General features: G+C 28.9%; 22 protein-coding genes and 2 tRNA genes. 16 read left to right on the plus strand and 8 right to left on the minus strand.

What is annotated here, in order from left to right; genetic code table 11:
* Window positions 1–302 precede the first annotated feature (302 nt).
* The 4 genes from L8W40_RS01160 (at window position 303) to L8W40_RS01175 (ending at window position 5,143) form a co-directional block, all read left to right on the plus strand.
* On the plus strand, window positions 303–1,715 hold the full coding sequence (locus L8W40_RS01160) for an aspartate ammonia-lyase (RefSeq protein ID WP_263661463.1): 1,413 nt from the start codon (window positions 303–305) through the stop codon (window positions 1,713–1,715).
* Between the two features lie 18 nt (window positions 1,716–1,733).
* Window positions 1,734–3,068, plus strand: a complete 1,335-nt coding sequence (locus L8W40_RS01165) for an anaerobic C4-dicarboxylate transporter (protein ID WP_263664478.1) — start codon at window positions 1,734–1,736, stop codon at window positions 3,066–3,068.
* A gap of 93 nt (window positions 3,069–3,161) precedes the next feature.
* A complete protein-coding gene (locus tag L8W40_RS01170) occupies window positions 3,162–4,505 on the plus strand; it encodes a TrkH family potassium uptake protein (RefSeq protein ID WP_263664479.1) in 1,344 nt (447 codons plus the stop codon).
* Window positions 4,502–5,143, plus strand: coding sequence for a potassium channel family protein (locus tag L8W40_RS01175; RefSeq protein ID WP_133319183.1), 642 nt, complete (start codon window positions 4,502–4,504; stop codon window positions 5,141–5,143). The genes L8W40_RS01170 and L8W40_RS01175 overlap by 4 nt, the downstream gene beginning before the upstream one ends.
* Before the next feature lie 237 nt (window positions 5,144–5,380).
* On the opposite strand, the gene L8W40_RS01180 is transcribed toward L8W40_RS01175, so the two are convergent.
* Window positions 5,381–5,457 (minus strand) — tRNA-Met (locus tag L8W40_RS01180).
* A 126-nt stretch (window positions 5,458–5,583) separates the two neighbouring features.
* On the opposite strand from L8W40_RS01180, the gene L8W40_RS01185 reads away from it, so the two are divergent.
* Window positions 5,584–6,234: a putative metalloprotease CJM1_0395 family protein gene (locus tag L8W40_RS01185; RefSeq protein WP_220567041.1), complete on the plus strand. Its 651-nt coding sequence runs from the start codon at window positions 5,584–5,586 to the stop codon at window positions 6,232–6,234.
* Here L8W40_RS01185 and L8W40_RS01190 read toward each other — a convergent pair.
* Window positions 6,235–6,322, minus strand: a tRNA-Ser gene (locus L8W40_RS01190).
* 53 nt (window positions 6,323–6,375) lie between these two features.
* On the opposite strand from L8W40_RS01190, the gene L8W40_RS01195 reads away from it, so the two are divergent.
* From L8W40_RS01195 to L8W40_RS01210, 4 genes are read left to right on the plus strand one after another with little or no spacing between them, the layout of a single operon-like run.
* Window positions 6,376–7,722: a hypothetical protein gene (locus L8W40_RS01195; RefSeq protein ID WP_263664480.1), complete on the plus strand. Its 1,347-nt coding sequence runs from the start codon at window positions 6,376–6,378 to the stop codon at window positions 7,720–7,722.
* A 9-nt stretch (window positions 7,723–7,731) separates the two neighbouring features.
* The gene (gene lpoB, locus L8W40_RS01200; protein WP_133319180.1) at window positions 7,732–8,352 is read left to right on the plus strand and encodes a penicillin-binding protein activator LpoB; all 621 of its coding nucleotides are present in this window, start codon (window positions 7,732–7,734) and stop codon (window positions 8,350–8,352) included.
* A complete protein-coding gene (locus L8W40_RS01205) occupies window positions 8,346–9,221 on the plus strand; it encodes a CsgG/HfaB family protein (RefSeq protein WP_243705634.1) in 876 nt (291 codons plus the stop codon). The genes lpoB and L8W40_RS01205 overlap by 7 nt, the downstream gene beginning before the upstream one ends.
* 1 nt (window position 9,222) lies before the next feature.
* Complete coding sequence (locus L8W40_RS01210; protein WP_263664481.1) at window positions 9,223–9,900, plus strand: class I SAM-dependent methyltransferase; 678 nt, start codon at window positions 9,223–9,225, stop codon at window positions 9,898–9,900.
* Here L8W40_RS01210 and L8W40_RS01215 read toward each other — a convergent pair.
* Window positions 9,890–10,741 (minus strand): radical SAM/SPASM domain-containing protein, encoded by an 852-nt coding sequence (locus L8W40_RS01215; protein ID WP_263664482.1) that lies wholly within the window; start codon window positions 10,739–10,741, stop codon window positions 9,890–9,892. The genes L8W40_RS01210 and L8W40_RS01215 overlap by 11 nt on opposite strands.
* Window positions 10,731–11,759 (minus strand): A/G-specific adenine glycosylase, encoded by a 1,029-nt coding sequence (gene mutY, locus L8W40_RS01220; protein WP_263661456.1) that lies wholly within the window; start codon window positions 11,757–11,759, stop codon window positions 10,731–10,733. Before mutY ends, L8W40_RS01215 begins: the two co-directional genes overlap by 11 nt.
* An 89-nt stretch (window positions 11,760–11,848) precedes the next feature.
* Here mutY and L8W40_RS01225 point away from each other — a divergent pair, with 89 nt between their 5' ends.
* The 6 genes from L8W40_RS01225 (at window position 11,849) to L8W40_RS01250 (ending at window position 16,075) form a co-directional block, all read left to right on the plus strand.
* On the plus strand, window positions 11,849–12,601 hold the full coding sequence (locus L8W40_RS01225) for an SIMPL domain-containing protein (protein ID WP_263660360.1): 753 nt from the start codon (window positions 11,849–11,851) through the stop codon (window positions 12,599–12,601).
* 62 nt (window positions 12,602–12,663) lie between these two features.
* Window positions 12,664–13,089, plus strand: coding sequence for a DUF1104 domain-containing protein (locus L8W40_RS01230; RefSeq protein WP_258108242.1), 426 nt, complete (start codon window positions 12,664–12,666; stop codon window positions 13,087–13,089).
* A gap of 1 nt (window position 13,090) precedes the next feature.
* Entirely contained in the window at window positions 13,091–13,777 is a 687-nt protein-coding gene (locus L8W40_RS01235) for a response regulator transcription factor (protein WP_263661454.1), read from the plus strand.
* Entirely contained in the window at window positions 13,767–15,074 is a 1,308-nt protein-coding gene (locus L8W40_RS01240) for a sensor histidine kinase (RefSeq protein ID WP_263664483.1), read from the plus strand. The genes L8W40_RS01235 and L8W40_RS01240 overlap by 11 nt, the downstream gene beginning before the upstream one ends.
* Window positions 15,075–15,082: 8 nt before the next feature.
* Window positions 15,083–15,772 carry a uracil-DNA glycosylase gene (ung, locus tag L8W40_RS01245; RefSeq protein ID WP_220567033.1) on the plus strand — a complete coding sequence of 230 codons (690 nt, stop codon included), beginning with the start codon at window positions 15,083–15,085 and terminating at the stop codon, window positions 15,770–15,772.
* A 48-nt stretch (window positions 15,773–15,820) separates the two neighbouring features.
* Window positions 15,821–16,075, plus strand: coding sequence for a zf-TFIIB domain-containing protein (locus L8W40_RS01250; protein WP_133319172.1), 255 nt, complete (start codon window positions 15,821–15,823; stop codon window positions 16,073–16,075).
* Between the two features lie 20 nt (window positions 16,076–16,095).
* Here L8W40_RS01250 and L8W40_RS01255 read toward each other — a convergent pair whose 3' ends face one another.
* Together L8W40_RS01255 and L8W40_RS01260 are read right to left on the minus strand one after the other, a co-directional pair.
* A complete protein-coding gene (locus L8W40_RS01255; RefSeq protein WP_220567032.1) occupies window positions 16,096–16,932 on the minus strand; it encodes an ATP-binding protein in 837 nt (278 codons plus the stop codon).
* 66 nt (window positions 16,933–16,998) lie between these two features.
* Window positions 16,999–17,880 (minus strand): helix-turn-helix domain-containing protein, encoded by an 882-nt coding sequence (locus L8W40_RS01260; RefSeq protein ID WP_133319170.1) that lies wholly within the window; start codon window positions 17,878–17,880, stop codon window positions 16,999–17,001.
* A 110-nt stretch (window positions 17,881–17,990) separates the two neighbouring features.
* Between L8W40_RS01260 and L8W40_RS01265 the strand changes: the two genes are divergently transcribed.
* Complete coding sequence (locus L8W40_RS01265; protein WP_133319169.1) at window positions 17,991–18,530, plus strand: superoxide dismutase family protein; 540 nt, start codon at window positions 17,991–17,993, stop codon at window positions 18,528–18,530.
* A 28-nt stretch (window positions 18,531–18,558) separates the two neighbouring features.
* On the opposite strand, the gene L8W40_RS01270 is transcribed toward L8W40_RS01265, so the two are convergent.
* Both L8W40_RS01270 and L8W40_RS01275 read right to left on the minus strand, forming a co-directional pair.
* Window positions 18,559–19,080, minus strand: a complete 522-nt coding sequence (locus tag L8W40_RS01270; RefSeq protein ID WP_133319168.1) for a flagellar FLiS export co-chaperone — start codon at window positions 19,078–19,080, stop codon at window positions 18,559–18,561.
* 42 nt (window positions 19,081–19,122) lie between these two features.
* Entirely contained in the window at window positions 19,123–19,713 is a 591-nt protein-coding gene (locus tag L8W40_RS01275; RefSeq protein WP_133319167.1) for a hypothetical protein, read from the minus strand.

Consider the following 19,713-nt stretch of genomic DNA (forward strand, 5'->3'; position numbering starts at 1 on the left):
AGTGTTAAGATGATAGCTTATAATCAAATTATCTGAAAAATCATACCCATTACAATCATAACTTCAACAAATACTTCAAAAAAATATACAAAAAATAAATATAATTAATATCATTATAAATAAAATTATCCATAAAATATCCACTATTTAGAAAATGAATATCAATACTTTATATTATTTTATATATTTTTATTAAAATTAGAAAAAATTGGAAAATTTTATGAAACTTTTATAAAAAATTGTTATATAATACCTATTAAGTTCATAAACGAAACTTAAATAAAACCCACAAGGAGTACATCATGGGAACAAGAAAAGAACACGACTTTATTGGTGAGTTAGAAATTTCTGATGAAGTTTATTATGGAGTGCAAACTTTTAGAGCACTAGAAAACTTCAATATGAGTGGTAGAAGACTACAAGATTATCCTTATTTTGTAAAAGCTTTTGCTCAAGTTAAAAAAGCAGCTGCTCTAGCTAACAAAGAAGTTGGAGTTCTTGATGCAGATAAAGCTGATGCTATTGCTAAAGCTTGCGATAGATTGATTGCTGGTGAATTTTTAGATCAATTTGTTGTGGATATGATCCAAGGTGGTGCTGGTACTAGCACAAATATGAACACTAACGAAGTTATCACAAATATTGCTCTTGAAAGTATGGGTCATAAAAAAGGAGAATATCAATACCTTCACCCAAATGATCATACAAATTTAGGTCAATCTACAAACGATACCTATCCAAGCTCAATCAAAGTAGCAACCTATGCAAAACTTAGTGATCTTTTAAAAGCTATGGAAGGCTTAAAAGCTGAATTAGAAGCTAAAGCTAAAGAATACAAAGATATCATCAAAATGGGTAGAACAGAACTTGAAGATGCGGTTCCTACAACCTTAGGAAACACTTTCAATGCTTTTGCTAGCTATATTAAAAGTGATATTGAAAAGATCACAGCAGCTCGTGAGTCAATGAGCTATTTAAATTTAGGTGCTACAGCTATTGGAACAGGAATTAACTGCCACCCTGATTATAAATTTGTGGTTGAAAAAAAATTAAAAGAAATCACAGGTGTTGATTTTAAACCTGCTGAAGACTTCATTGCAGCTACTCAAGATACAGCTGATTTTGTACATGTAAGTGGCGCATTAAAAACTGCAGCTGTAAGATTATCTAAAATCGCAAATGATTTAAGGTTGATGAATTCAGGTCCAAGATGCGGTCTAGCTGAAATTAGTTTACCTGCTATGCAACCAGGTAGTTCTATTATGCCAGGTAAAGTAAACCCTGTAATTTGTGAAGCAGTTGGCGAAGCTTGCTATGAAGTTATAGGTAATGATGTTACTATTATGCTTTGCTCTGAAAGAGGTGAATTTGAACTTAATGCTTTTGAGCCAGGCATTGCTTATGGATTATTTAACTCGATCGTATTGCTTGAAAATGCAATGAAAACTTTAGCTGAAAAAGCTATTAAAGGATTAAAAGCAAATCCTGAAAACTGCAAAAAACTTGTATTAAATTCAATCGGAATCGTGACTGCATTTAATCCTGTTTTAGGTTATGAAAAATCTGCAAGTATTGCAAAAGAAGCTCTAGAAACTGGAAAAGCAGTAGGTGATATTTGCCTTGAAAGAGGCTATTTACCAAAAGAAAAAATTGATGAGATTTTAACACCAGAAAATATGTTAAATCCTCATATGACAGAAAAAAGAAAAGCCTAATAACTTAGGAGTTTAATCATGGATATTATGATTATTTTACAACTTGTTGTCTTCCTTGGGGCAATATTCATAGGTATCCGCCTTGGCGGCATAGCAATAGGCTATGCCGGAGGTTTGGGTGTTGTTATTTTAGGTCTTGTTTTAAGCATGAAGCCAGGTAATATTCCTTGGGATGTTATTTTAATCATCGCTGCTGCTATTGCTGCGATTTCTGCAATGCAACAAGCAGGTGGCTTAGACTACATGGTAAAAGTTACTGAAAGAATTTTGCGTAAACACCCAAAATTCATTAATTATCTTGCACCAGCTTGCGGTTGGTTACTTACTATTTTAGCAGGTACTGGTAATGCAGTATTTTCATTAATGCCTGTTGTTATTGATGTTGCAAAATCTCAAAATATTAAGCCATCAGCTCCACTTTCATTAATGGTTGTTGCTTCACAAATTGGTATTACAGCTTCTCCAGTTAGTGCTGCTGTTGTTTATATGACTGGTGTACTAGAGCCACTTGGCTGGAACTATCCTGCATTAATTGGAATTTGGATTGTAACTACTTTTGCTGCTTGTATGATTACAGCTTTTATTGTAAGTTTAATTACTCCAATGGATCTTAGCAAAGACCCTGTATATCAAGAACGCTTAAAAGCTGGTCTTGTAAAAAGCGCTTCAGATGTTTTACATAGTGAAGATAAACCGGGTGCAAAACTTTCAGTTGCTATATTTTTATTTACGGTATTAGCAGTTGTTCTTTATGCTACTGCAATTTCTAATAATATTAAATGGATTGATCCTGTAGTTATCCCAAGAGATGCTGCAATTATGAGCTTTTTATTAACTGCTGCAACTTTAATTACATTCTTATGTAAAGTTGAACCTGCAAAAATTTTAGATACAAGTGTATTTAAATCAGGTATGACAGCTTGTGTATGTGTATTTGGTGTTGCTTGGCTTGGAAATACTTTCGTTGCAGGCCATGAAGCAGGTATTAAAGAAGTAGCGGGTGAATGGGTTAAACAAACTCCTGCTATGCTTGCAGTTGCTTTCTTCTTTGCTAGTATGCTTTTATACTCTCAAGCAGCTACTGCAAAAGCTATTGTCCCAGTTATCGTTGCTGCATTAGGAATTTCAGCTACAAATCCTGCAGATTCTTATATGCTAGTTGCTTGTTTTGCTGCTGTTTCAGCACTTTTTGTACTTCCAACCTATCCTACTTTATTAGGTGCAGTTCAAATGGATGATACAGGTACAACAAGAATTGGAAAATTCATATTTAATCACGCATTCTTTATTCCGGGTGTATTAGCTATTGCTATTGCTGTTTCATTAGGATTTTTAGCAGTAGGAATGCTTTAATGCTCTTACTTTCCGCTTTTAGCGGAAAGTTTTCTTCTTTTACTTATTAACTAATTTTAAGTAGAATATTTTTTTAATTTTTAAAGAAATAAAATGGCAAAATTATCTTTAGATAGAAATAATATAAGAATCTTATTTATAGGTTATATACTTATAGCTCTTTTTGGCACTTTCATCCTTATGCTACCCATTATGCACACTAAACCAATATCTTTTTTAGATGCATTTTTTACCAGTGCTTCAGCTGTAAGTATGACAGGACTCATTGTGCTAAATACTTCATTAGATTTTAGTTTTTATGGACAGCTTGTTGTTTTACTACTTATCCAAATAGGTGGTTTAGGTTATATGAGTATAGCCATGGCTTTATATATTTTAGTACGGAAAAAGATGAGTTTTGGAGAAAAAAATCTTTTAAGAGAATCCTTAATTTATCCTGGTGCTGATGGGCTTGTAGGATTTTTGAAAAAGGTTTTATTTTTTGTATTTGCTATTGAAATTGTTGGTGCTGTTTTATTATTTTTAAGATTTAAATTAGATATGAATTTAACTGATGCTCTATGGGCTAGTATTTTTCACTCCATTTCTGCTTTTAATAATGCAGGTTTTAGCATATTTGAAAGTGGCTTAATGCCTTATAGGGATGATTTTTGGATTAACTTTATCATTACCTCTTTGATTATTATTGGCGGTTTGGGCTATTTTGTATTGCTAGAATTATACTTTTTTTCAAAAAAACGCTTTGCTAGTCTAAGTCTGCATACAAAGCTTGTTTTAATTTCCACTATTATACTAATCATTTTTGCAAGTTTGATTGTGTTTTTATTTGAATATCATAACCCAAAAAGCATAGGAGAATTTTCTCTTTTTGATAAAATTATGAGTGCATATTTTACAGCGGTAAATTACCGAACTGCAGGATTTAATACTCTTGATCTTAGCACCTTTAAGGATGCAAGCTTATTTTTTGGATCTTTGTTTATGATTGTAGGTGGTGCACCAGGTGGAACTGCAGGGGGCATTAAAGTAACTACTATTGCGGTACTATTAATTTATGCATATTGGAGTATCAAAGATAGTAATACAAGAATTTTTAACTTTGAAATTCCAAGCGAAACTATTAATAAAGCTTTCATTATAGCAGTAAGTTCAATTGTTTATATTATTACCTGCGTGTTACTTTTATCTTTGATTGAAGATGATAAAAGTTTTTTACCTTTGCTTTTTGAAACAAGTTCAGCATTTGCCACAGTAGGTGTTTCAGTTGGCGATGGTGGGACCTTATCACTTAGTGCGCTTTTTAGCTCCGAAAGCAAACTTATTGTTATTTTACTAATGCTTAGCGGTAGAGTGGGCGTGCTTGCGTTTTTATTTAGTATATTTTTTAAAGAAAAAGAAAAATATTTAAATTATCCAAAAGGAAAAATCATACTATGAAAAAAGAAACTTATGGTATTATAGGACTTGGAAGATTTGGCTCTGTTTTAGCAAAAGAACTTATTGACCAAGGCAAAAGAGTTATTGTTTCAGATATTGATGAAGAAGCTGTTAAAGAGTTGCAAGATCATGCGGATTTTGCTTATATCTTAGATTCTACTCACACCATAGCTTTGAAAGAAGCGGGCTATTCAAATGCTGATGTTGTCATACTTAGTATAGGTGAAAATCTAGAATCAAGCATACTTACCTTCATGGCCTTAAAAGAAATAGGGGTAAAAAATATCATAGCTAAAGCAAATTCTTCTACACATGGACAAATTCTTTCAAAACTTGGGGTTAATAAAGTCATCTATCCTGAAAAAGAATCTGCAAAGCGTTTGGCTAAAATTCTTATCACTAATCCAAATTTTGAAATCATAGATCTTTCAGCCAACACCATAAAGGTAGCAAAACTTTTAATCGATGAGAATTTAGCGGGGAAAACTTTGCAATCCATTGGACAAAATTTAAAAGTCATTGCACACAAACAACATGATACTTGGAGCATTATGCCAAATCTAGAAAATACCGCTTATTTAAACGATATATTAATGCTACTTGGCACTCAAGAAGAACTTAATCAATATGATTATTGAAGATTTTAAATGCTACTTTTACTTTGCACTATCAATATGATAAATCTAGAAAAGAAACTCTAGTGCACGGCTACACAGACCCAATCCATATCCTAGGTCACTAAATTTTTAATGTCCTTGTAAAATAAGGACATTACAATAAATTAAATATAATCAAAAAACTATACTTATAAGCATTCTTGAAAGCCAATTTACAAAATATAAAAAATAAATATAACATTAAAGAGATATTTTAAGTGGTGTCAAGGGGGAGACTTGAACTCCCGACCTCCGGCTTATGAGACCAGCGCTCTAGCCAGCTGAGCTACCCTGACATAAAAAGAAGTTAAAATTATACTTTATTTTGCTTAACATTTTATAAAATACTTATTTTATAAATTTTATATATTTTTTAACTTTTTTGTGCTAAAAATATGAAATTATATTTAAAAAGGATTTTAATGCAAATTAGCTCAAGTTATGGCGGTGCCTTTTATACGCAAAATCCTTATCAAAACAAAGACAAAGAACAAACAAAAGAAAATATCTCTGAAAAAGAAAACCCACAGCAAACAAAAGAAAATAAAAACGATCAAGAAAAAGATGAAAAAACTCAAAAAGTTAATGGTAAAGACTTAAGTAGTGAAGAAGTAAAACAGGTACGAGAGCTTGAAAAAATCGACAGAGAAGTAAGGGCTCATGAAGCAGCCCACCAAGCAGCAGGTGGAGCCTTAGCAGGAGCTGCAAGTTTTGGCTATACAAGAGGTCCTGATAATAAAATGTATGCAGTTGAAGGAGAAGTGCCTATAAGAATGCAAAAAGGCAATACTCCTGAAGAAACTATAGCCAATGCTATGCAAGTAATTGCTGCAGCTATGGCACCAGCTGATCCTAGCCCCCAAGATTATAAAGTAGCAGCTAATGCTATGCAAATGCAAAATGATGCGCGCACCGAGCAAGCTAAAATAAAAGCAGAAGAATCAAAAGCTCAAAACGATAAAAATAAAGACGAAGACGATAAAAAAGCAAATCCAAATTCTAAAGCCATAAAATCATACACACAAAATTCATCACAAGATTACATAGGAAGTCAGTATAACAAAAGTGCATAGTGGCAGAGAGGAAGGGATTCGAACCCTCGGTGAGTTGCCCCACACACGCGTTCCAAGCATGCTCCTTCGACCACTCGGACACCTCTCTAAAAATGAAAATTATAACTTATTTTTTTAAATTTATACTAAAAAAGGGATATTATGAAGCTTTATTACTCTTGTTTTTATCTTTTTATTTTACTTTTTTTAAGTGCTTGTTCAAATCATGCTAATGTTAATTTATCTTATGAAAAAGCCTTTGTAAATAAACAATGCGATGAAAATACTTTAACTTTAAAAAATGCAGACAAAGACACTATATACACAGGGTTAAATTTAGCCTCTTTAGCAAGAGTTTGTAAAGATTATGAAAAAAGTAATGCTTTTTTTGATAAAGCAGAAGAGGCTTACAAATATGATGTAGATTTACAAAACGGGCTTCAAAAAGCCACAAGAAATTTTAGCGAAATTTTACTTAATGACACCATCAATGACTATCAAGGTTATTTTTATGAAAGGATTATGCTAAATACTTACAAGGGCTTAAATTATATGAGCTTAGGAGATTTTAAAAATGCAAGAGTAGAGTTTAACAGAGCTTTATACAGACAAGATAGAATGAAAGAATATTTTTATGATTATATACAAAAAGCTCAAGAAGAATACCAAAAAGAACTTCAAAAAGATAAAAAAACATATGCGAGTTTTCAGCAAAATTTAAGCCCTATCTATAAACAATATGATAATCTTCTTAGCGCATTTAACGCAAATAAAAATTATACTAATATCTATGCTAGTTATCTTAGTGCTTTATTTTTCTTTTTTGATAAAGATTATATTAAAGCTTATGATCTTTTAAAAGAAGTAGCATTAAGCGATGTAAAAAACAAACAACTTCAAAAACAATTTCAAGTATTTGAAAAATTCACTCATTTAAAAACATCCTTCCCTCAACAAAAATATATTTTTATCATTTATGAAGATGGTTTTAGTGCTACAAAAGAAGAATTTGATCTTACCCTACCATTTGTTTTTAATGATAATCTTGCAAATATTAGTGTAGCTTTTGCTTATTTAAAATCAAGAAATGCTTCTTATAAATTCTTGCAAAGTCAAGATGAAAAAACACAAAATTTAATTTATTTTGATGATATTATAGCAAGTGAATTTAAAACTCTTTTACCCTCTATGGTGATGAAAACCCTAGCCTCAAGCGCTCTTAAAACTTCAATTAATTTAGCCATAGCTAATAATGATTCTAGTGGCTTTTTATCATTTATTAGCACTGTTAGCACTGCTTTAATCAATAAAGCAGATCTTAGAATGTGGCAAGCTTTACCAAAAAGTGCTAGTATTTTAATGCTAAAAAATGAAGGTTTAGTTAAAATTTATAATGATAAAGAAAAAATAATCTTTGAAGACGAGCTGGAAAAAGATAAAAATTATATTGTGCTTATAAGATCTTTTGTGCCAAATTCAAATATTATTTACAAAATTAAAGAAAAATAAGGAGATAAAATGAAAAAAAGTTTATTTTTTATGGTTTTTGCGCTTTTGATTTTCAGCGCTTGTTCTTCACAACCAAAATATACTGATGGTAAAGCTTCGCAAAAAGTTCAAGGAAACGCACTTACTTTAGGACTTGATAGAGAAGATTTTGAAAAAACTGCTGAAGATATGATACAAAGCTTGCTTAGTGATCCTGCTTTTGCAAATTTAAATAGCTCTAATAGAAAAGTTATTGCCATAGGAAAAATCATCAATGACACCCCGCAAAGAATAGACACAGATAAACTCACTTCAAAAATTACTATAGCATTAAGAAAATCTGGTAAATTTATATTAACAACCGCTGTAGCAGCAGGTGGAGCAAAAGATAGTTTATCTCATGATGTAAGAGATTTAAGAGACAATGAAGAATTTAATCAAAATTCCATAGCTAAAAAAGGCACACTTTTGGCCCCAAATTTCTCACTTTCTGGTAAAATCAGACAAGATACCGTTAAACTTTATAATGGCAAAATCCAAACTGAATATTTTTTCCATTTAATTCTTACAGATTTAACTAGCGGTTTAGCTTTTTGGGAAGATGAAAAAACTATTGATAAAACAGGTAAAAGCAAGAGTGTAACATGGTAAAAAAACTACTAATTCTTTTTTTCGCTCTTGTTTATTTTTGTCAAGCACAAAGCGCTTTAAACAAAGAAAGTTATGGTGAGGGTTTTGGAAATACAAGAAGTGAAGCAATAAAAAATGCTATCAATGAAGCTCTTGGGAAAATGGAGGGTTTAAAACAAGTTAAGCTTAAAAAATTCGAATTTAGCTTTAATGGAAATTTCAATATAGGTTATGATGAAGAAATAGACTTAGTTAGCAATGGAGTTTTTAATAGCTATGATATTAAATCTTTAACTCAAACAAATCAAAATGAATTCCATGCAAAAGTTGTGATTTACAAAAAACTTTATAGTGAAAAAAATCTTGAAGATAAAAGTTCGCTAATTATCATCAATAAAGTTAAAGATGAACTTTCGGCTAAATTTGAACAAGAGCTTTTAAGCGTTTTGCTCCAAAGTAAAAAATTTAGAATTTTAGATAGAGCAAATCTTGATCTTTATAATCAAGAAAAATCTTTACTTATAAAAAATGCAAGCGATGATGAACTTGTTAAGCTTTATAATGTTTTAGGGGCTGATTTTTTACTTATTTTAAACCCTAAAATAACACAAACACAAAATGAAATTAACACTCAAACTTATAATATTAACATTGATTATCGTTTGATAGAATTTGCTACAACTCAAATCAAAGCTTCCAATACCTTAGAATTTAAAATGAGTTCTACAAGCAAATCAAGCAAACAAAAAGCCCTTAGAGGTATAGCTACAAAAATTACCGAAGATATTTTTAAACATTCTAAAGACAATGACAAAGAAGAAGAAATAGAACATGGTTTAGACGCAAACTATCAAATCAACAATGAAGGTGGAGTTAATTTAGGTTTTTAAAATGCAAAAAGCATGGGATATTAATGCAAAATTTTGGGATGTACAAATGGGAGATGATTCTAATGAATTTCATAAAAAAGTTGTGCGTCCTAAAGTTGAAGAATTGCTAAACATACAAGATGATGATTATATTCTAGATATTGCTTGTGGAAATGGAAATTTTTCCGCTTATATGTGCAAAAAATACAACATAAATGTTTATGCTTTTGATTATAGTGATCAAATGATAAAATTAGCAAAACAAAGATGGAAAAATTTTCTACATAAAATTCATTTTCAAACCATAGACGCTAACGATGAATTGACTTTGCAAAATTTAACTAAAAAACACACCTTTAGCAAAGCTGTTTCAAATATGGCTATCATGGATATGGAAAATATCCAGCCCTTATTTAAAAGTCTTTATTTTCTACTAAAAGAAAATGGAATTTTTGTTTTTGCTACTCAACATCCTTGTTTTGTAACATTAACTAAAAAATATCTTAGTCCGCATAATTATCTTGGGTATGCATTTGAAAAACAACCTGTAAAACATCACTACTACCACCGTTCTTTAGAAGAAATTTTCAACACTTGTTTTAAAAATGGTTTTATCATAGATGGATTTTTTGAAGAACCTTTTTTAGATGAAGAATTTCCTGAAATCATAATTGTCCGAGCAAGGAAAATCAGTTTTTAAATTGCAAAAACTCACATCTTTTGCAAAGATCAGCTTTTAGAATTCCTTGCTTGAAGCCTTCTTTTAATTCTATATATAAAGACGAATTTAAAAGCTCGCTAAAATCTTTTTCAAAACAATTTCCAAGTTTTATATCCCCTTTAGTATCCAAACAACAAGGCACTAAAGTTCCATCGCTTAAAATAGCAATTTGTCCATTTAAAGCATGACAACACCCATTCTCCCTAATAACCTCATCTTTCAAAGAAGGCCATTTAAAAAGCCTAGCTTGGTGTAATATAACATGCCTTTCTAGGCGATTTTTAGCTTTTTGCTTTTGAATTTTTACTTTAAAATTTTGCTCTAAAAAATCATAAATTTTCTCATTTTCTAAAGGTGGGTTGAAATTTTTATCTAAATTCCAAAGTCTTAAATTGATAAAAGAATTGTTTTTATTTTCTAAGTGTAAAAAAATAAGCTTCAAAATAGGCTCAAAGTATTCTTTTAAACTCATTCTACTTTGAGATAAAAAAGCACCCAAAGAAATATTGATTTGTCGTATGTTTTTAGAATCTAAAACAAGTTTTATTTTCTCATCATCAAAATAAAACCCACTTGTAGTAAGTTCTATTTGCATATTAAATTTAAAAGCTATTTTTAGATACTCTTTTAAATTTAAAACCCTTAAAGGATCTCCAAGCACATGAAAAGTAAAAAGCTTGGCATGACTATGCACACTTTTGCAAATTTTTTCAAAATTTTCAAGGCTCATTTGTTTTCTTTGCGCTTTTTGACTAGGACAAAAATCACATTTTAATCCACAAATATCACTTAATTCTATATAAATTTTCTCAAAATGCATAATCACTCTTTTTAAAAAGCTCAAACGCTTTTAAGGCAAGTTTTGAAAGTGCAAGATGTTCTAATTCTTTATAAGAAAATGCTTTTGCTTTGAAATCTTCAAAATCATCATCTTTTAAAAAATACACCTTGGCATTAATTTTATATTTGGTGTAAGAGTGTTTAAATTCACCTATAAATTTTGCATTTTTTTCTTTATTGTATTCTAAAAAATTATACATATTAAAATATAGCTTTTCTTTACTTTTGATAAGCAAAAACTGCTCATTTTTTTGCACTATGAGTATATTTAAAATAATATTTTCATATTGAGTTTTTTTAGATACATGAAATTTTTCATATTCATTTTTTCCACTACAAAAACTCTCTATGGGGCAAAGCTTGCATTTTGCATTTTTAGGTAAACAAATCAAAGCCCCTATATCCAACAAAGCTTGATTATGATCAAATGCATTATCATAGTTTAAAAACTCTTTTGCTTTTTGCGTTAAAAGTTTAGAGTTTGGATTTTGCAAACTATAAAATCTACTCAAAACTCTTTTAATATTTGCATCCACAAAAGCTTTAGCTTGTAAAAAACCAAAACAAGCTATAGCACCAGCTGTATATTCTCCAATACCAGGAAGTTTTTGAAGCTCTTTTATGTCAAATGGTAATTTTGCATTAAATTCTTGCACACAAATTTTTGCACATTTATGTATATTCCTAGCTCTAGTATAATACCCAAGTCCTTGCCAAGCTTTTAAAACCTCATCTTCGCTTGCCATAGAAAGCGCTTTTAAAGAAGGAAATTTAGCTAAAAACTGAAAATAATAATTTTGCAAAACACTCTTTACTTGAGTTTGTTGTAACATAATCTCGCTAATATAAACAGCATAAGCATTGTCAATATTTTTTAGCTTTTTTAAATCATCCTCGCTACCATATTTTCTATATTCTTTATGCAAAATACGCCAAGGAAGGTTTTTTCTACCATTCTCGTTATACCATTTTAAAATACTTTCATGAATTTTTCGCATTAAAACTTTCTTTGTTTTTAAAAATTATACAATCTATTCTTAAAAGCTTTATGTTAAAATTAAAAAAATATTTTTAAAAAGGAGTAAAAATGAAAAGTTTTTTAAAAGGTTTAGGATTAGGATTACTTTGTTTGGTATTGTTTGTACTAGGAGTAGTTTTTAATACTGAATTTTTAGGTTTAAAAAATCATAATAAACAAAATGTAGAATTTTCAAGAAATATAGAAGTATCAAATGAAATCATGCCAAATGTTTTTAATGCTGTTTTAAATTTTAGCGCGAGCGAAGAACTTAGTAAAAAAACTATCATCTCTAGTGATGAAAAAAATCATATTGCTAAAACTTTCAAAGAAATTTCAGATCGTATTGCCAAAGAAGACTATTGTAAAGGTGGAAGTTATACTTTAGAGCCAAGTTATAATTATTATCAAGGAGTAAAAACACTTAATGGGTATAGATTGTATTCTAATTTCACTTGTCAAATCCCACAAAATAAAAATAAAGACTATGAAAATCTTATAAAAGATATAGAAAATATCAGCAATACTAATACTTTAATTTCTTTTAATACTAAAGCCTTGCAAGCAGGATTTGACGAAGCAACCTTAGAAGCAAACAAAGAAGATTTATACGATCTTGCGCTTAAAAAAGCTTTTGAAAAAGCTCAATATTATTCTAAAACTTTAACAAAAACTTGCATAGTAAAAAATGTTCATTTTGATAGTTGTAATATCAAATACAATTCTCCAAGTTTAGCAGCTAGTGCAGATAGTGTAGTGCTTCCTGTTATTAAAAATGAAAAGCAAAGCTTAAAAGCTAATGTGCTTTTTGTTTGTCAATAAATTTTATTTTGGCTTTATCTTGGGTTTTTATAATTTCTCATCATTAATTTAAAGGAGAAAAAATGAAAAAAATTATAGGTTTATTTATTATGGGTTCTTTAGCAGCCTCTTTGGCATTTAGTGCTGATTTTTCCAAAAAAAGCAATGATGAAATTTTAAATCTTGCAAAAAGCGTAAAAGCACAAGATCAAGCTGACTTAATTATAGAAATGAAAAAGAGAATGAATGAGATGAAATACAAAGACGCAAAAGTTTTTCATCAACAATTTAAAAGTAACTTACGCGAAAACATCTCTAAACTTTCTCCTCAAGAAAGAAGTCAAAGAAAGGCTATCGTTCAAGAAGATATGCAAAAACTAACCGATGAAATGAGTGGCAAAGAAATACGAGATTTAAATTTACATCATTATAATAAAAATGAACACAAAGCCCATAAAATGAATCATCAAGGGCATGGTGCAAATCATGGAAATTGCTCAATGAGATAAAATGGCAGCAAAAATTCTACTCTTAGAAGATGATTTAAGCTTAAATGAAATCATCAATGAAGCCTTAAGCGATGAAGGTTTTAAAGTCTCTTGTGTATATGATGCACAAGAGGCACTAGAAAAAGCTTATGAAGAAAATTTTGATCTTTGGATTTTTGATGTTAAAGTTCCAAAAGGCAATGGTTTTGAAGTATTAAAGGAATTAAGAGAAAGTGCTAAAAACACTCCTGCTATATTTTTAACTTCTTTATCCATGCTTGATGATGTAAAACAAGGATTTTTATCAGGTTGTGATGATTATATTAAAAAGCCTTTTGATGTTGATGAGTTAATTATCCGTGTAAAAAATATCATTAAAAGAAATTTTAGTCATCAAAAGGAAGACTTAATCTTACTTAGCTCTTCAAAAAATATTTCTTTTGATCCTATCAATAAAACCCTTTATCAAAATGAAGAAATTATCAACCTAACTAATAAAGAAAAAGAACTCCTAGCTTTACTTTTAAAAAAACGCCCTCATTTTGTAAATATAGAAACTATTTTTGACGAAATTTGGAGTTTAGATGAAGAGCCTGTGATCATGAGCCTTAGAGTGTATATCAAGAATTTAAGAAAAATTCTTGGTAAAGACCTTATCATCAATCAAAGAAATATAGGCTATGCCATTAGGCTAGAAAATGAAAAGTGAAAACTTTAATAATACCATTTTTAAAATCCTAGCCCTTTATATCATCACAAGTGGCGTATTTTTAACGATTTTTTTTATTACTTTTTATCAAAAAGAAGCAAATTATATACGATTAAATCAAATCACACACTCATACACTCACTATAATTATATTTTACAAAATATCATCGAAGCAAGACACGATAAAAATTTATTAAACAAAGATGATTTTTCTTATATTTCTAAAAAAATAAATACTCAATTTGCTATTGTTGCAAACAATCAAATCATTTTTAGTAATTTAACTTTTGATGCTTTAAAAATATTAACACAGCTTAAAGAAAACAACTTTATTTACAACGAAAACAAAAGATTATTCATAGATTTTTCAAGGATTAGAAATCTTAATACTTATATAGATACGAGTAATTTAAGAAAGCCAAAACACCATTCTCATTTTTTGAGACATAAAAATATCCATATCATTATAGAAACGGAAGATCTTGGCTTTAAAAAAGAACAATACCGCAAAGATAATTACAATAATTTAGATATTAACGATTATGCTAATGAACTTTGGAAACTAAAATTAAAAACTATTTTTTATACACTTATATGTATTTTACTACTTGCTATAATTGCTTATATACTCATCTTGCTTGTTTTTAAAAATATCAAAGAACAATTTAAAACACTCAATGATTTTATTAAAGATACCACGCATGAAATTAACACACCTTTGAGCGTGATTTTAGCTAGTATTAAAAAATTTGATGATACAAATTTAAATCCAAATAACACTAAAAAACTAAATCATATCAAACTAGCAAGTAAAAATTTAAATCATATCTATCAAAACCTCATAGCCTTAAATTTTTTCTTACAAAAAGAAAATACAAAAGAAGATATAAATTTAAAAGAGCTTTTAGAACAAAGATTAGAATATTTTGACACTTTAATCTCTCAAAAAAATCTCATCATTGAAAAAGAGCTTTTAGAGCAAAATTTCTATGCAAATAAAGAAGAAATGCAAATTTTACTTGACAATCTTTTAAGCAATGCCATAAAATACACCAATACTAATAAAAAAATCTTTATTTGTTTAAAAGAAAAAACACTTAGTATTAAAGATGAAGGTCAAGGTATGAGCGCTAAAGAAATTACTCAAATTTTTACACGCTACAAACGCTTTAATCAAGACCAAGGTGGTTTTGGCATAGGCTTAAATTTAGTCAAACAAATAGCCGATAAAAACAATATCAACATAAAAGTTTTGAGTAAAAAAGATAAAGGAAGTGAATTTATACTTTCTTGGTAGGGATAAAAATGGAAATTTGCTTAGAAAAAATTAAAATAGATAACGCTTGGAAAGAATTTTTAAAAGAAGAGTTTTTAAAGCCTTATTTTTTAGAAATAAAAACTCATTATATCAATGCTTTAAATGAAAGAAAAACTATATATCCGCCCGCGAATTTAATCTTTAATGCTTTTAATCTAACCCCTTTACAAGATTTAAAAATCATACTTTTAGGACAAGATCCTTACCACAACCCTCATCAAGCCATGGGTTTGAGCTTTAGCGTGCCAATGGGTGTTAAAATTCCCCCATCTTTGCTTAATATCTATAAAGAATTGCAAGATGATTTAAACATCCCTATAGCAAAACATGGTGATTTAAGTAAATGGGCTAAACAAGGAATTTTACTTTTAAATTCTATTTTAAGTGTAGAAGCAAATAAACCTGCTTCACATGCACATTTTGGTTGGCAAAAATTTACCGATGCGGTTATATCAAAACTTAGCAATGAAAAAGAAGGATTGATATTTTTACTTTGGGGAAATTATGCTAAAAATAAAAAAAATTTAATCAACCCTCAAAAACACTTTATCCTAGAAGCAGCACATCCTTCGCCTTTAGCAAGAAATGCTTTTTTAGGTTGCAAGCATTTTTCAAAAAGTAATGAAATTTTATCAAAACTTGGTAAAAGTCTTATTGATTGGAATTTAAACCCTTAATTTACTTAAAACTTATATACTTTCAAAAATTTTCAAAAAAGGAATACAATGACTTGTCCAGTTTGTGTAAATACTGACTTATTGATGAGCGAAAGAAATGGAGTTGAAATTGATTATTGTCCAAAATGCCGTGGTGTTTGGCTTGATCGTGGTGAGCTTGATAAAATCATAGAAAGAAATTCTTCTCAAAGTACACAACAACCTCAACAACAAAATTATAACCAACAAGCAAACTACCATCATAATAACGGCTATAAATACAAGAAAAAAGAAAGTTGGCTTGGGGAATTATTTGACTTTTAAGCCCAAAGGCTTAAAAGTTTTTATATTTTTACTTTAATTAAAGCATTTTCTGCCATTTTTGGCACCCATAAATACTCACCATCAAAAAACATATCTGCAGGACCTTTTATAGAAGCCAAATCAAGTTTTATTTCTTTATTATCTTTTAGAGTATAAATATATCCTTGAAGATTTTTACCCCAACTTGACACTAAAAGATTTTTATTTTTATCATACACAATGCCATCAAATTGTTCTATTTTTTTGCTTAATTCTTGAATTTTCTTTGAATTTAAATCAATACTAATGATTTTCCCACCTGCTTTATCACTTGGATCATAACCTGCTACAAATAAAGTATTTTTATCTATTAACAATCCATTTGGGCCACCATATTTTGAATCTAAATGGATAAAGTTTTCATATTTTTTATCCTTTAAAAATACTTTGTGGATGTATCCTGTACCTGTGTCACTAACTAATAATGTGTCATTATTTAACACAGCAATATCATTTAAAAATACCGCATTTTCTATAGGAAGTTTGAAAATTTCTTTTTTATTTTTTATATCAAAGCCATATAAAATATCAATATCAACCACATATAAAACATCACCTATTTTAGACATACCTTTTGGAGCATTAAGACCTTTTATAAATTCTAATTCCAAAATTTTTCCATCTTTATCTAATTTTGAAATAAAACCATCATTGTCTTTATTTAATGGAGTTAGCTCTTTTCCTACATTAGATACATAAACTGCATTTTTATCTACATATACACTTTCAGGATGTGCAAAACCTTTAAATTCTTGAACCTCTAAAGCATTTGCGCTGCAAAATGCAAATAAGGCCAAAGTTAAAATACTTTTTTTCATAATTGTTACCTTTCTTAAATTTTATTAACAAATTCTAATAAAAAACCAAAATAAAATCTATCATTTTTAAGATAAAAAATATAAGTTTTTTGACTTTTGTTCTTGTTTTGGGGTAATGCCATATCTTTTTTTATATCTTGCTATAAACCAAGCAGGAGAATTAAATCCAAGTTCATAACAAATTTGAGTGATATTTTTCGTAGAAAATTCAAGTAAAAATTTAGCTCTTTCAAAACGCTTATTATCAAGCCATTCTTTAGGAGTAATACCAAAACTTTGTTTAAAATTACGACTAAAACTTGCTATATCCATTTTACTAAATTTGGCCATAGAAGCTACACTTTCAAAGTCATTTTGACAATATGCAAACATCTTATAAAGCTCTAATTTAAAACCACTTAAAATGGCTTTTAAAAAAGCTAAAAACTCTGCATTATCTTCACTATATAATAAAGACAAAAATAATTCTTCAAATTTTAATCTAAGCAGATATTCATTTTTCTCATTAAATTCATTTATACAAGGTAAGAAAGACTCGAAAATACCTTTAGTTATCAGATTAGTTTTTAAACTAAATAAACTTTTAGCATATTTTGGAGAATCTAATTTACAAATTAATTCTTGATATTTAAAAATAAGTTCTATTAAAATACTTTCCTTAAAACACAAAATAATAGATTCATATATATTTTCATCATTTAAATAATCTCTAATGGAAAAAGAATTTTTTGTAAAAAACACAAGCTCATCTTTTTTTACATTAAACTGATTATCCATAGTATAAATACTTTTAGAACCTTTTAAAATAAATACTAAAGCATAATCTTTAAATACAACTTCTTGATTTTTATCATTTGAAAAATCTTTTTGATACCAACATAAAGAAAAAAAAGTATTTTTCAAAACATTTTGACTGATTTTTTCAAGATCTTTTGGAAAAATTAACATATATACCTTTTTATAAGTTTTTTGATTATGTATATAATACAATAAAAAATATTTTTTATTAAGAATTTATGTTACAATATAATTAATTTCAATTAAAAAAAGGAGAAAAAATGAAAAAAATCATTCTAGGTTCTTTACTAGCATCAAGCTTTTTATTTGGAGCAAATTTAGAAAATTTTAATCCAAAAGCACAAAAAGATCATTTAGTTATCAAAATGGAAATTCTTGATAAAAAAGCTAATAAAGATGCAGGCGAAGTTGTAGCAGTACAAACTCCTTATGGGGTAGCATTTTATCCAAATCTTAAAGGTTTAGAAAGTGGAATTCATGGCTTTCATGTTCATGCAAATGCTGATTGTGGAGCAACTGATAAAGGTTTAGGTATGAAAGCAGGTGGACACTGGGATCCTGAAAAAACAGATGCTCACTCAAGCCCATGGGATGATAAAGGTCACAAAGGGGATTTACCACCACTTTATGTAGAAAAAGATGGTAAAGCAACTAACCCTGTATTAGCACCAAAAATCAAAACTCTTGATGAGCTTAAAAATCATGCTCTAATGATACATTTTGGAGGAGACAATCACAGCGATCATCCTGCAGCACTTGGCGGTGGCGGTGCTAGAATGGCATGTGGTGTTATAAAATAAAAATCTAAAGGCTTTTTAGCCTTTAGTGTTATTTAAAAAGCTTAGTAAAATCAAAATCACCCATAAAATCATGGCTTGATCCGCCAAAACTTTGACTAGGACTATAAGTAGCAATAGCCACTGCAAGCTCACTAAGCATAGAAGCTATTTCTTCTCTTTTATCGACTATATAAGCTTTCATACCTTCATAATCACTAGTTTCTAAAATTTTTAAAGGATTATAAATTTCAAAAGCAAATGCCTTTGAACCAACATTTACATTATAATTATTATCAAATAAAGCATTACCTAAAAATGAGCAATTATCTACTATTTTCAAACTTTCACTAGCAATTAAAACTTTATCTTGCACATCTTCATAGTTTTTATCTTCTAGAAGTTTTGAAATTTTTTTCAATGAAGAATCTAAAATTTGCAAAGCACCTATAAAGTCATTAGCATCAGTAATATCTTCACTAAATTTTTGCGTTTGATGTTTTAAATTCGCACCATCTATACTTGAACCTACTTGTCCTAAATGTTTTTGTAAGATTTCTAATTCATCTCTCATAATACACCTTCCTTGTTATTGCTATAACAAGAAAAGCATTTTTTATTCCAAATTTTGATCTACCCAAACTCTAAAATCTTTAGCAAAAAGCAAAAAAACCTCATCATAGTTTTGGATTAAAATTTGAGGATTATTATCATTTAATTCTTTTTCATAGTAAAAGTACTTACTCGCTATAAGTTTTTTAGTGTTTATTTGCACTAAATTTAAATTAATACCAAACTTTATTTTAGAATGCAACTCATCACTAAAATCTTGCTCTAAAATATCCACTTTACTTTCTAAAACATAATCAGCACTAGCTAGACTATCTTGATTTAAAACTGCTTTAAATACCCCTAAATCTTGCAAATGAAATTCCAAAAAAGATTTTATCATTAAAGCAGGATTTTCTTTCCAAAAATGATAAGCATAGGTATTGATAGTATAATCTTTTTTATAAAAAATTTCATTAGTATAAGCTAAGCCTTTAGGTAAGGAAACTATAATAGTTGCATTTTTTTTATTTTGACTTTGCTCTAGCTTTTCTAAATTAATACTAAAATATTTATTTGCAGGTAAAGTTTGACTTGGATTAATCAAAGAGCAAGCGCTAAAAAAAATAGCTATTAAACTAATATATAAATATCTCAT

Source organism: Campylobacter sp. IFREMER_LSEM_CL1846 (assembly GCF_025772105.1).
Taxonomy (GTDB): domain Bacteria; phylum Campylobacterota; class Campylobacteria; order Campylobacterales; family Campylobacteraceae; genus Campylobacter_D; species Campylobacter_D lari_D.